A 12,136-nucleotide genomic window follows, 5' to 3' on the forward strand; every position below is an offset into this window, starting at 1 on the left:
CAGCACAAACCCACATACATTCCCGAATGATCCTTCCCGCCGATCTTATTCAGAACAGGTAGAGCAACAATGTTCAATTACAAGCAACTTCAAGCGGCAATCAAATCAGAAAATGGCGTCAGTCGGCGGTTATTTCTGTCCTATGGGGCAGCGTTATCGTCTCTGCCATTTCTAACGCGGGCAGCATGGGCTGATCGTTCGCCTGTCTTTAAGAGTGATCCGTTTACGCTGGGCGTCGCGTCGGGCGATCCAGATTCGAGCAGTGTGATTTTATGGACGCGACTGGCTCCGGAGCCTCTGAATCCCAACGGCGGAATGGGGCCGCAGGCGGTTGAAGTCCGCTGGGAAGTCGCAGACGACGAAGGTTTTCAAAAACCAGTTGCTTCTGGAACCGTGCAGGCCACACCACAGTTAGGGCATACCGTGCACGTGGAAGTGCCCGGACTGCAGCCTGACCGCTGGTACTGGTATCGTTTTCAGGCGGGCGATGCTGTGAGCCCCGTGGGGCGTACCCGAACCATGCCTGTTGCATCAGCGATGCCCGAACAGCTGAAGTTTGCGTTTGCTTCCTGTCAGAACTTTGAACAGGGATTATTCACGGCGTATGAGCAGATGGCCCGCGACGATGTCGATCTTGTATTCCACTTAGGGGATTACATTTACGAATATGCGTCCGGGCGCAATGGAAAAGTTCGGACACATCTGGGTCCCGAGATTGAATCGTTGGGCGATTATCGCGTGCGTTATTCTCAGTACCGTTCCGATCCTTTATTACATCAAATGCATGCAAAATGTCCGTGGTTTCTGACATGGGACGATCATGAATTTGATAACAACTGTGCGGGAGATATTTCCGAAGAGTCGCACGTGGATCCGGTCGCGTATCTGCTGCGTCGTGCGAATGCGTATCAGGTGTATTACGAAATGATGCCGCTCCGCCCACGTTCATTGCCACGCGGGCCGCATATGCAAATCTATCGTCAGGCTGCTTTTGGTCGATTGGCAGATTTCTTCGTGCTGGATACCCGGCAGTACCGTACCGATCAGCCGAATGGGGATAAGAAGTCACCGATCAACGATGCGGCACTGTCGAATAAAAATTCACTGTTAGGGAATCGTCAGCGTCATTGGCTGCAGTCGAAGATGATTGATTCCGACAGCACTTGGAATGTTCTGGCGCAACAGGTGATGATGGGGATGGTCGGCTTTCCTCAGAAAGAGGGCCCGTTAGCGTATTCAATGGACCAGTGGCCGGGCTGTGCTTATGAACGCATGGGGCTGATGCAGTTTCTGGCGGATCGCCGCGTTCCCAATCCGGTGGTGTTGACAGGTGACATTCACTCGAACTGGGTGAATCATCTGCGTGTGGATGATCGGAAGACGGAGACGCCTGTGATCGCGACGGAATTTGTCGGGACATCCATTTCCAGCGGTGGGAATGGTCAGCAGAAGCGAAAAGGGCATGCCGAATTGCTATCGAATAACCCCGGTGTGCAGTTCCAGAATTCTGAGCGTGGTTATGTACGCTGCACCTTAACTCCCGAGAAATGGACGAGTGAGTACATGGTGGTTGATGATGTGACGAAGCCAGGTGGTCATGTGACACCACGTGCCGCATTTGTTGTGGAAGCAGGTACTCCCGGCGCACATCCGGCGTAATTATCTCTTGAAAACAATTCGCTTGGCGGCTGTTTCTGGGAAGCAGACGTATTCACGGATTCGTTTCCGGATTGTCTGATACCGATTCCGCGTTGTCTGGTTCATCAATCAATATCGCTGGTTCATGATCAACCAGCGCGGCCTGTTCACGACGACTGTTCTCCAGAAATTCCTGCAGTATGAGATCGATTGTTTCGAGTGCGCCTTGTGAATCGTACCACCAGTCCGGAGACCAGACGCGCAGAATTTCCCAGTCGAGTTTACGGAGAACCTGCTCGCGGATTTTATCGCGATCGCGGGCAGTGGCAACGCGATGATAGGCGGCCCCGTCGCATTCGATTCCCGCCAGAAACGATCCTGGTTTGTCGGGATGGACGATTCCCAGATCAACTCGAAACGCCGATACGCCGACCTGGGGAACAATTTGCCAGCCTTTCGCCATCAAAGCGGATGCAACCGCCTCTTCAAAGGGAGACTCAAATTCATGTTCCGCTTCGACGGGGTTTGTGCCGCGAACAGACTTTCCTTTTTGCGCGTATTCTAAAAATGCTTTGAGGTCGCGCACACCTTGATACGTGGTGCGTTCTGCTTTAAGTTGATCCGGCAGAAACGAAACATACACGATCAATTCCTGTCTGGCGCGGGTGACGGCGACATTCAGACGCCGTTCGCCTCCCTGGCGATTCAAGGCGCCAAAATTGAGTGACACATGCCCGATCGCACGACGGGCTTCATCAGGGCCATTGGTGATCGAGAACAGCATGACATCGCGTTCGTCCCCTTGAACGTTCTCCAGATTTTTGACAACCGTGGGTTCGATTCGCGCATCATCAAAAAACCATTCCAGCTCGGGGGCTTCCCGCAAAGACTGGTCGAATAAATCCTGAATCAATGTCTGTTGCTGACTGTTGAAAGTAATGACTCCCAAAGTCGGACGGTCGTCTTCGGCAAGCGTGAGCCAGGATTTCATTCTTTCGACTGCATCGGCAACGAGTGTTTCTGCCTCAATTTGATTGGTGCGACTTTTGCCCCGGTCATAAATCGCTTCCGGCAGGTGTTTGAGCGAAACGGCACGGTCTTCAGTGACTGCGGAAGGAAAGGTGATCAGTTTGTTTTCGTAGTAATTCCAGTTTGAGAATGAGATGAGTGACTCATGTTGGCTGCGGTAATGCCAGTTTAACTGCAGGAGTGGCAAGCCAGATGCGGTTGCTTCATCGAGAATGCTTTCCAGGTCGCGGTCGTAGTCTTCCAGTTCCTCGTTTTCTTCGTCGCCATCGGCTCTGCCGAAGAAATTGGTAGGCGGTAACTGCTTGGGGTCACCCACGATGATGGTCTGCCGCCCGCGTGCGATGGCGCCGATCGCGTCCCAGGTTGTGATCTGTGATGCTTCGTCAAAAATGACCACATCAAACAGAGCCTGTTCGGGGGGTAGATATTGCGCGATGGATAAGGGGGACATCAATAAACAGGGCGCCAGTTTGGCGAATGTTTCCGGCATGCCCGAGATGACTTCACGGATTGCTTTGCTGGGGCGTTTGAGACCCATTTGGTGTCGTAGCAGTCCCAGTTCGGATTTTCGCGGCACTTGATCGGGTTTCGGCAAATCATGAGCGACCTGATTGCGCACCTGAGTGGCCGACTCGGTCCGCGCCAGTTGATCCAGTCTGCAGAAATCTTCGATGGTATCTTCATGTTTAAAGCGTTGGAACTGCCGCAGTGTATCGTTCCGGTCAATGGCTTTAGGCAACCACCAGCGAACAAAAGAGACTTCGAAAGTCGTTCGCAGTCCCTCTGGTTTGATCTGCTGTGCCTCTAATGCTTCCACGAACAGACCTAAGCCATTACCAAAGGCTTGTTGCTTGATTGCCGACCAGGACACCCAGCGTTTCAGTTCCGTTCGATTCGCCTTGATCGATTCCAGAGTCGCCAGTGTCGAACTGATGAGACGGGGTTCCTCATTATTGAACAGGTTGCCTCCTGCAATTTCACGGAACTCGGTACATGCTTGAATAAACGCATCATTGGCGGCTAAAAAGGCCTGGGCATCAGCCAGTAGCGGGTGGTCTGTGGAATCGTCGATGATCACCGGCGCCAGTTTCGAGGAAACCACTTTGAGTGAGTTGGTTACTTGGCCAAATTCGACAATCGTTTTTCGGATCTGTTCGGCCCGCTGCAGAAATGACGTCAATTCCCCGACATCGGTTTGCAAGCCGTTCCAGTGCGGAGTGCGGTTGGCGAGCGGATTATTTGCGATGTTGGTGAGATATTTTTGCATCAGCCGAATTTGTGGCAGATCTTTTTCCGGATCAGACACTCCCGACACAGCATAGCTTTGTAACAATTTCTGTACTTTGCGTTTTGCAAAGAATGAGATTGGCCAGAACGAAGCTGCCGCCTGCCGCCACTGAAAATCGAGATCATCGACGGGGATTCGATTGATCGATTCCGACTCATAGGTTGCGTTGATTGCTGACTGTGCAACTTGATACGCGGTGATTTCTTTCTTCAGCCTGCTTACCTGATCAGCCAGACTGGAAAAGTCTTTGTCAAAAATGATCCGCAGTTTTTCCCGGGCTGCTTCTTGCAGCGTGCCTGCGAGGATTCGCAAGTGTTTATACATTTTTAGAGAATAATCGTCTGTCTCTTCCAAGCCGATTCCGTTGACAAAATTTCGGAGTGGCGCTTCCAGAGCCGACACGGTGGGAATCACTGATTCGACGGTACGCAGCAGATTTGATTCCCACGAGGCAGACCAGCTTGTTGTGGTAATGGATTTCAGAGCCGGGTTAGGGGTAATGGCACGAAACGTGAGTTCAATTTCATCGATGAGGTTTTCGAGCGTTTCAAATTTCTGTTCGTCAATTTGAATGGCATCGTCCCAATCCAGGAGCGGTGCATCCAGATTGTAATACTTAACAGCGACGCCCATGCCTCGAAAGACTGACCAGCCTGTGGAGTCAACTGCGTGCAAGGCGACGACATATTGATTCAGTTCATCACGCTTGATTTTCAGGCGCTCATTCACCTTGATCCACTCACGCGCATCGGTTTTTTCAGTCGACTTCCAGGATTTCTGCAACTGCGAATAAAACTGACTCCGCTCTGCACTATGGGAGTGTAACTCGAGGCAAACATCGCCGAGACCATTCTGGCAGAGACGCCGATAGACGACATCGAGGGCTGCTGTCTTTTCAGCGACAAACAGGACCGTCTTTCCGTTTGCCAGACATTGCGCGATCATGTTCGAGATGGTTTGGCTTTTCCCCGTTCCCGGCGGACCGATCAGCACAAAATCGTGCCCTTCGGCGGCGGCCATAATGGCTGCTAACTGGGATGAGTCTGCCGCGAGCGGGTGAATCAGTTGTGCGGGAACGTAATTACGATCAATGTCCTGCGCCGCAGGAATTGCTGTCGTGGTGTTGGATTCGAAAGGCTTATCAGGATCCCGGATTAAATGATGCACAACCCGGTTTTCTTCCAGAAGTTCCGTGCGATCGACCAGATCCTTCCACATCAGGTATTTCGAGAACGAAAACGTTGACAAAGCGATTTCATCAATCACTTCAAAACCGGGTATATCGCGGACCGCTCTGCGCATCTGGTCTAGAACCAGAGGGACATCAACGCCGCTCTCATCCTGGGGAAGATCCGTTTCGAACTGAGAAATATCGCGATCAAAGTCTTTCTTGAGCAGTTGAATCAATGTGGCATTGAAGCGGACATCATCTTCGTGATGACGCAGATGGAACTGTGACAAAACGCTTTTGCGTGTGAGCTTAATGGGAATCAACAACAACGGAGCACGATACGAGCGTGTATCTTCCGGTAACCGTTTCCATTTGAGGAAACCGACCGCCAGAAACAGTGTGTTAGTTCCCCCTTCTGCAAGATCGTTCTTTGCAGTGCGATACAGATTGGTCAAACGGGTATCGAGTTCGAGCCTGGTCAGTGGTGAAGTAATCTCATTTCGTTCTAACGCAGTGAGTGCAAACTCGGTGTGGATATCCTGACCTGTTTTCTGGAAGTGTAGTTTGGCATCTCGCTCACCCAACGGGTTTTGTTCGGGTAGAGAAATCACGCGGATCGAAGACTGATTTGCGATACGGTCTTCAAGTAAAGGCACATTCGGACAAAAGAACGGGACCGTCTGCTTGGTTGAGCGAAAGTTCAACAGTCGATTTCGCAGCGAAAGGTCGAGCAGCTTTCGTTGCCAGCGTTCGATTCGACCCTCCGGTGTTTTTGGTTTTTCTTCAGGGGGATCAATTGCGAGTGCGCCTGGTGCGGGCATGCTCGGCAGGGGAATCGCGAAGTGACCTGCGGATGGGGGGACTTCTTTCAACTGAGAATCTGCGTGCGATGCGAGAGGCCTGATCTGTGCCATGCGGGCGCGATTGATATCAATGGCTGCGATAAACTCGTCTGCGGCCGATTCCAGCGTTCTCAGCTTTGCTGCTGCCATTGCAGCTTCAAAGGGGGATGGCGGACGATTTGTAATCAGCGTTGTTTCAAACGTGATCAGTTCTCTGGCTGCCAGCCCTTTACGTACTTCCGCGGAGTCCGTCTCAATTAGATTATTGAACGTGTGTTCGATGACCCAGAAGCCGGCAAAGCAGTGACCGTCGACCAGAATCAGCACCGGATTCAGGCCGATCGCCTCGAGAGCCGCTGCAAACAGCAGGCTGGAGTCGAGACAGGTCGCCAATCCGTCTTTTAAAATTAGGGAAGGTCTGCGGGTTTTTTGTCCGACTGTTTCGAAACTTTTCGGAGGATTGGTATAGGTGAGCCCTTCCGCGGCAACTGCCGACCAGATCGCTGCTCCCTGCATGAAAGCACGGGCGGGATCCTGTTGTTGATATCCATCAAGCGCTGAAGCATGCCCGTGTTGGACCAGGATCTCGCTGGCTGCTTTGAGAATTCGGGCGATCGCCGGGTCATTCGGCATCACGAAAGCAGCCAATAAGTCTGCCATCGCGTTGAATCCCCCCCATTCATCGCGGGCTAAAATGCGGACATCATCGATTCGTTCTTCGAGCTTTGTATCGCCTTGATGTAGAGAAAAACAGACCTGCCCGCGTTCTGCTTCATTCAGACCATTCAAATAGGACGGATCGAGATCGACCAGCAGGTCGTTGACCTTGATGCTGGTACCAGGCTTAATACGTTCGAATCGCCATTGTTTCGGACGGGCAAATTCGGGTTCGGTGTGCATGCTGAGCACGAGGTCGGTGAGCGTTTCCGCCGAGCGATTGTGAACTTCCAGCGATTTCAGGAACGGGACTGAGTTCTGCCAGGAGGCGTAGTTGAGACATTCATCGAGATCTGCGCGAATTCCGGGCTGCTGCGGGGGATTCACTGGGGAATCGTCATCTTGATTTTGTGCCGAGTTTTCCATCTTGGTTATTGGCTTCATAGACTGGGGGAGTAGAGCGGGTTGCTGGTTAGTATATCAATTCCCGAAAATGGCCGCACCTGGAAGCCTGTGAAAAATCAGGTTTCCCGCTTTTACATTGATCCGAGGTCTCTGCTCTTGCCAGAAGTAGGAAAAACTGAAATCATAGCTGTGCAATTCGATACTGAGTTGGAAAACATCGATCAAGAAACGGTGAGAGTAGATCAGTTGCACCACTGATTGTCCGGACGTTTGAATCCGTTTCAAGACGACGAACCACATCAAATGCATGGAAGTAGGAAACAATGTTGAAATCGCCCCGCCACATTCATTCGCCGCGTCTCCGTTTTCTCTATCGGATAGCACTCTTTCTGGGCGGTGCTGTGCTGGTTGACGGCATTGCACTGGGCGCGGGAGCCGTCGGCTTTCATTACCTGGAAGAGCTGGACTGGATGGATGCCTGCCTGAACGCCTCTCTGGTCGTCACCGGAAACGGCCCCGTCGATCGTCCGGTCACCACCGGGGGAAAACTGTTTGTGACACTCTACGCGATTTTAGGAGTGATCCTATTTGCTGCCGTCATTGGTGCGTTCTTGACCCCCGTTTTCCAGAGAGCCCTCTACGGATTACATCGCCCCCGCGGAAACAATAAAAAGAGTGATTCGGATCAGGAAGCGGTTGATGAATAATGGTGCTATGAGATGGCCGGGAAATTTGAAATTATAGGTTCCTGAGCCTTAAAGAATTCCAGCATAAAGATGTTTCACCAATGGCTGAGAGAACACCAACAGCGGTGTGAAGGGCTTTAGCTGGGCAGCAATGGAGTACTAAATACGTTTCTCTGCGTCCTTCAGTGGAATAAACTCAATATCACCCAGGCTGCGAAACACTCCCAAACTATTTGTTTTGTTGAACAAAGAAGTCTCGATTGTAGTCCCATCACTTATAGGTGACACAAGAATAGAGTCATCTCGAAAACAAATTTTAATGGCAAATGGATTAAACTTTGACTTCAGAGTAATACATTCAATATCCAAAATTTCCTCGGATACAATGTTGCCAAAAATGCTTTCATGAGTCGCATCAAAAACTTCGTTTTGCAGAGGGCCATCAATCTGACATTTCATCCAATCATCAATGCGTTGCTGAAATTTGCACCATTCGAAGATTTCGTCAAAACATGTTTCGGAAACGATCGGTGTCCAGCAGTCATCTTTGTCGATTTGAATGTGAAATACACCTTCATGCTCATCAACGATCAAGCCAATCGATATGTCAACATCTAACATTTTGGCCTCCCCGAATGGTGGCCAAACAACAATTAGAAAACGACTAACCTTCTTGCCAATCAGCTTTTTGAAATTATGGATCGCTATCATGGTTTCACCGCTTTCTGATACCAGGCATTTGACGTTTTCCCGATGACTGTAATAAAAGTACCATCCGCTTCGACTATCATTCTCCCATTGCTTATGTGCATAAGCAATGGGAGAAAAGAACTCAATAAAGTGGTCAGAGCCCGAAGGAAATCAGATCACGGCATTCTTCTATTTTATAAAAGAGATCGGTGAAGTAACAGAATGATTTTCGATGAAGGTTTTTGATTCGGGTGAGATTGAATCACACGTGGTGCGGTGTGTTCATCTGGGGTAGTGCGGGTGATATCTGGTAGGATTTGTCTGGCTTTGGGGCTTTGGAATACCTACTGGTTTTGAAACGGCGGCTGGCGACGTGCCGCTCATGGTGGGGTGGGTTTTCGATTGCTCGATCACTGTTGGCAAGCTAACAGTGCCACAGAGAATGTTATTTTTAGGGATGATCTGATGCTGGTTTGTTTGTTTTCTCTGAGAATTCCTGCTGGCTGTGTTCGGCCCGTCATGAGTGAGGCGCATGCTCAGTTTGATGTCGTTCCCTTCGCACTTTTGTTTTAAAGGGAACGTCGCCAGGCGGGCGGCCACATAGGGCCGCACCCTACTTTTTTCTGGAGTGAAATTGTGAACTGGTTTGGTTGGTCGATCTCTCATTTTCCTGCTCGCTGCGCGCGGCCTGAATTGGTTTCGGGCCTACCCGTTGGTTTGTATTATTGGGCGCATTCAACTGTCCGATTGATTGTTGACTATTTTCAGGATGTGCGTGGGTCGGTCAAGGGAAAGCAAAACGATTTGTTTGGCGAGGGAGTGCAGATGTGTGTTGGTGTTGTGGTGGGCTTGGTTGGCAGGGGGGCGGCTGTGTGGTGGTGTGTGTCGACCCGCATCACTTTTCGAGGCTGGTTTACTTCAAATGTGGCTGAAACGAGGGCCTTTTATAATGCTGATTTTTTCAGTGGTTCCGGTTCTTCAACTGAACCAGTAGTGCCCACGCGCGCGACACACAACGGGGTGAATCATGGCGAACGTCGGGTTGGCGTCAAGTTGAATTTGATCAGTCTGCGGTGCAGATTTGTTGCGTAGGCCTGTTTCTGGTCTGGGTGGACGGTGCCCATAAAAAAAGTCGTTGCAACCGCCCTGATGGGAAACGATTACAACGACTGAAAACGGAGAGAACGGGATTCGAACCCGTGGAACCGTTTACACGGCTCACCGGTTTAGCAAACCGGCGCATTCGGCCTCTCTGCCATCTCTCCTGGCTTTATCGACCGTTGATGTAACGGGAGCGATAAGCACTCTTTATGCTGTTTTTTGTGTTGAATGTCAACGATTGAAGCCTTGAATCTGTCGAGACTTCGGTAAATCGACACAACAGCGAAGAGGGAGTGTATCAAACCAAAATCGGTGCTGCAATGGTTTCATCCGCCTGAAGTGTGAAAGCCAGCCAGCGAAGGGCAAAAAACTGGTATCGCAGTGAAAATCGCTAGATCCGGTAGTGTAGGGGCAGCACATTTCCCGGGGACGTAAATCGACATAAGTTGTTTTAAGTAGTTGGCTTATTGATATTTCATTCGGTCGATTCCAGATACGTTGATAAAGCCTGTTTCCAGTGAGGGAATGCATAGCCGGTGACTTTTTCCAGTTTTGAGCAGTCAAGCAGACTATACCGGGGCCGTTCGGCAGCCGCCTGATATTCTTCCGTTGGGATGGGTTTTGTTTGCACATTGATCCCCGTTAATTCAAAGATGGTTTGTGCGAATTCACACCAGGTCGTCTGCCCCGAACTAGTGGCATGATACAGGCCGAACTGGTCTGTGGTGATCAGCCGCGAGATGGCGGTCGACAAATCACGTGTGGATGTTGGCGTGCAATGCTGATCGTTGATCAGGGAGAGTTCATCACGTTCCTTGCCGAGGCGCAACATGGTTTCGACAAAGTTCCCATTGCGAGTTTTGCCGGCTTTTCCATACAGGCCACATGTGCGCACGACATAGTGTTGAGGGCAGATCGACCGGACGAAATATTCTCCCGCCAGTTTGCTCTGTCCGTAGACGCTGATCGGGCCTGGCGCGTCAGTTTCTTTGTAGGCGGGCTCGCGGAGACCTTCCAGGCCAAACACGTAGTCGGTACTCACATGTAGCAGGCGGCGGTTGTGCTGATGACAATACTGAGCCAGTAAGCGCGGTCCCAGTGCATTGATTACGAACGCGATTTCTGGTTCTGATTCAGCCTGATCGACTTTGTTATAGGCTGCAGTATTGATGACCAGTTCGGGAGAACTTTGATCAAGGGCCGCTGCGATGCTGGTGGCGTCTTCAATGGAAACCTGCTGATGGGTCAGGCCGGTGAGTTGATGTCCGTCTGCAGCGAGACTTGACATCAGGTCCTGTCCCAGTTGTCCTTGTGCGCCAATAATGGTGATTTGCATCGCGTTCTCTTTGATGGTTCAAAAGATCTGTGGAATTACTGTCCCTCATCCGTGGCTGATGGTTTCAGAGGTGCGACGAAATGCACCTGTTTCACAATTTCTTTGAACCCCAGTGAAGTGTAAAGGTGATTGCCAATCGCATTTTGTTCGAGCGTTTCGATTTTCGCAAGGGAAAGATTGAGCCGACGAAAGTGGTCAAGTGCATATTCCAGCAATTTGCGGCCCATGCCCTGCCCCCGGCATTCGGGAATAAACGCCATGTTGGGAATATAGCCGATGCCCGCTTCCGGGTCGTGCCAGGTCGAGATATAGCCTACGATTTTGTCTTCGACTTCTGCAATAAAAATCCCCTCTGGTTCGCGTTTGGCATCGGCTTCCAGATGGCCGGCTTTGCGCCATTTCCAGTCGTGTCCGTTGATGATGCCAAATTCGCGTTCGATGCCTTCATCAATGGAAACGCCCTGAAAGGCTTCGACAGTGATGTCTTTTAGAGTGTTCAAATCCGGCGGTTGAAAGGGACGAATTTTCATGACGGTAAATCGTATGGGATTGTTGTGAAACTTCAGGTAAGACTGACGAGAGAGCCGCCTGTATGCTATGATGTTTAAAGGAAAATTGAAAGGTGAGCGTGTGAAACCTGCGACGGGGCGAAATTCTCAATAAACATAAGCGCAACCTGATGGGAAAAATGGATGTCAGAATCGCAAACTTATACTGCGGAACAGTTTTTGGATGCCCGGATTGATCTGCCGGAAGGGGGCCGCTGGATGGAACTGAGCGAGGGGAAAGTCATTGCACTCGATGAGCTCGATGTCGAACATGGCACGATTGTGTTGAATGTTTCGAAGATGCTATCCGTCTATTTTCACAAAGTCGATCAGGGATACGCCTGTTTTGAGCTGGGGCTGATCGTGAAACGGAACCCGGATACGATCCGTTTTCCTGCAGTCAGTCTCTTCAAAACAGGTAAGCGGTTTGAAGAGACCGATAAAGCGATCACCGAACGAAAACCTGCTGCGATTATCGAAGTCGCATCGACCAAAGGCCGACGTCAGTTGATGAAAGAGCATGTCACCGAGTATGTGAGTTGGGGCGTCGAACTGATTTGGGTGATTGACCCAGAGACACGCGAAGTACTCGAATATCTGCCTGGGACCGGGAGTCAGGTAATCGACATTAATGGAAAAATCGTTGGTGGTGACGTGCTGCCTGATTTTACGATGAAAGTAAAAGACTTGTTTGCGCCACCCGATTGGTGGTAAGTTAACACTCGATTCCTCAATTATTATAGAC

The 12,136-nt window shown here is 50.6% G+C and carries 8 protein-coding genes and 1 tRNA gene; 4 read left to right on the forward strand and 5 right to left on the reverse strand.

Annotation, left to right across the window (positions count from 1 at the left end):
• The first annotated feature begins 69 nt into the window (after positions 1-69).
• Complete coding sequence (locus AAC022_RS12095; protein ID WP_339731205.1) at positions 70-1,659, forward strand: alkaline phosphatase D family protein; 1,590 nt, start codon at positions 70-72, stop codon at positions 1,657-1,659.
• A 52-nt stretch (positions 1,660-1,711) separates the two neighbouring features.
• On the opposite strand, the gene AAC022_RS12100 is transcribed toward AAC022_RS12095, so the two are convergent.
• The gene (locus AAC022_RS12100) at positions 1,712-7,051 is read right to left on the reverse strand and encodes a DUF4011 domain-containing protein (RefSeq protein WP_339731206.1); all 5,340 of its coding nucleotides are present in this window, start codon (positions 7,049-7,051) and stop codon (positions 1,712-1,714) included.
• 302 nt (positions 7,052-7,353) lie between these two features.
• Between AAC022_RS12100 and AAC022_RS12105 the strand changes: the two genes are divergently transcribed.
• Positions 7,354-7,737: a potassium channel family protein gene (locus AAC022_RS12105; protein WP_339731208.1), complete on the forward strand. Its 384-nt coding sequence runs from the start codon at positions 7,354-7,356 to the stop codon at positions 7,735-7,737.
• Positions 7,738-7,875: 138 nt separating this feature from the next.
• Here the strand turns inward: AAC022_RS12105 and AAC022_RS12110 are convergent, their stop codons facing one another.
• On the reverse strand, positions 7,876-8,427 hold the full coding sequence (locus AAC022_RS12110; RefSeq protein ID WP_339731209.1) for a hypothetical protein: 552 nt from the start codon (positions 8,425-8,427) through the stop codon (positions 7,876-7,878).
• A 615-nt stretch (positions 8,428-9,042) separates the two neighbouring features.
• On the opposite strand from AAC022_RS12110, the gene AAC022_RS12115 reads away from it, so the two are divergent.
• On the forward strand, positions 9,043-9,498 hold the full coding sequence (locus tag AAC022_RS12115) for a hypothetical protein (RefSeq protein WP_339731211.1): 456 nt from the start codon (positions 9,043-9,045) through the stop codon (positions 9,496-9,498).
• Positions 9,499-9,582: 84 nt separating this feature from the next.
• On the opposite strand, the gene AAC022_RS12120 is transcribed toward AAC022_RS12115, so the two are convergent.
• The 3 genes from AAC022_RS12120 to AAC022_RS12130 form a co-directional block, all read right to left on the reverse strand.
• Positions 9,583-9,671 (reverse strand) — tRNA-Ser (locus AAC022_RS12120).
• 311 nt (positions 9,672-9,982) lie between these two features.
• Complete coding sequence (rfbD, locus tag AAC022_RS12125; RefSeq protein WP_339731212.1) at positions 9,983-10,843, reverse strand: dTDP-4-dehydrorhamnose reductase; 861 nt, start codon at positions 10,841-10,843, stop codon at positions 9,983-9,985.
• Positions 10,844-10,878: 35 nt separating this feature from the next.
• Positions 10,879-11,373: a GNAT family N-acetyltransferase gene (locus AAC022_RS12130; RefSeq protein WP_339731213.1), complete on the reverse strand. Its 495-nt coding sequence runs from the start codon at positions 11,371-11,373 to the stop codon at positions 10,879-10,881.
• A gap of 162 nt (positions 11,374-11,535) precedes the next feature.
• On the opposite strand from AAC022_RS12130, the gene AAC022_RS12135 reads away from it, so the two are divergent.
• The gene (locus AAC022_RS12135) at positions 11,536-12,105 is read left to right on the forward strand and encodes a Uma2 family endonuclease (RefSeq protein ID WP_339731215.1); all 570 of its coding nucleotides are present in this window, start codon (positions 11,536-11,538) and stop codon (positions 12,103-12,105) included.
• Positions 12,106-12,136: the final 31 nt, after the last annotated feature.

The sequence above is a fragment of the uncultured Gimesia sp. genome (assembly GCF_963976445.1).
Classification (GTDB): Bacteria; Planctomycetota; Planctomycetia; order Planctomycetales; family Planctomycetaceae; genus Gimesia.